The organism is Burkholderia sp. AcTa6-5 (assembly GCF_017815075.1).
Lineage (GTDB): Bacteria > Pseudomonadota > Gammaproteobacteria > Burkholderiales > Burkholderiaceae > Burkholderia > Burkholderia sola.
In genome coordinates this window covers 1-1,054 of the sequence record NZ_JAGIQE010000071.1, presented here as the reverse complement: position 1 = coordinate 1,054, position 1,054 = coordinate 1, and the positions used below count along the sequence as shown (strand labels likewise).

The following is a 1,054-nucleotide window of genomic DNA, read 5'->3' as shown; positions in this document are numbered from 1 at the left end:
CGCTAGCTGTGAAGCTTCAATAGGTTGTATCGATGGTTCATCCGGACTGAGTCTGGGAGACTGGAAGTCGCCAAACACCCAACCTTCCAGGAACCCAGCCGGATGAACACCCATAAGAATGCCCGACTCACTTTCGCGCGTCGACTTGAGATGGTTCAGGAGATCACCGAATTCGGTTCGAGTGTGCAGCAGGCCGCAGCCGATCATGGCGTGACAGCGCCGACCGTGCGTAAATGGCTGGGCCGCTATTTGGTCGGTGGTGCACCAGCGCTGGCTGATGCCTCGTCGCGCCCGGCCCGCTCCCCGCGTTCAATCGCCCCGGCGACGGCCTTGCTGATCGTGGAATTGCGCCAGCAGCGCTTGCTGCAGCGCCAGATCGCCCGACAGGCAGGCGTGTCTGCTTCGACCGTCAGCCGCGTACTGGCGCGTGCTGGGCTATCCCGGTTGAGCGACCTGCAACCGCGCGAACCCGTTCAGCGCTACGAACACGAGGCGCCAGGCGATTTGCTGCACATCGACATCAAGAAGCTCGGTCGAATCGCGCGTCCTGGCCATCGTGTCACCGGTAATCGGCGCGATACGGTGGACGGCGTGGGTTGGGAGTACCTCTTTGTCGCCGTGGATGACCACGCCCGGGTTGCCTTCACGGCGATGCATCCCGACGAGACGAAACGTAGTGCTGTGCAGTTCCTGCGTGACGCCGTTGCGTGGTACGCCGGGTTCGGCGTGCGTGTGCGCCGGTTACTGACGGACAACGGTTCGGCGTTCCGTTCGCACGAATTTGCTCGGGCCTGCCAGGAACTGGGTATCCGACACAAATTTACGCGGGCGTATCGTCCGCAGACCAACGGTAAAGCTGAACGCTTCATCCAATCGGCTTTACGTGAGTGGGCCTATGCATGGACGTACCAAAGCTCGGCTCATCGCATCGAAGCCTTGGCGAGTTGGCAGCATCACTACAACTGGCATCGAGCTCATAGCGCCATCGGCGGCATTGCGCCGATGGCGAGACTTCCTGCGTCGAGAAACAACCTCTTGACGCTTCACAGCTAGC

Annotated in this window: 1 protein-coding gene; it reads left to right on the top strand. The window is 61.2% G+C overall.

All coding sequences use genetic code 11. The features are described 5' to 3' along the window. The first annotated feature begins 102 nt into the window (after nt 1–102). Nucleotides 103–1,053 carry an IS481 family transposase gene (locus J8I33_RS34235; protein WP_062911004.1) on the top strand — a complete coding sequence of 317 codons (951 nt, stop codon included), beginning with the start codon at nt 103–105 and terminating at the stop codon, nt 1,051–1,053. Nucleotide 1,054 lies beyond the last annotated feature (1 nt).

Coding starts and splice junctions, on each gene's coding strand:
- J8I33_RS34235 (WP_062911004.1), top strand. CDS start 103: ATGAACACCCATAAGAATGCCCGACTCACTTTCGCGCGTCGACTTGAG.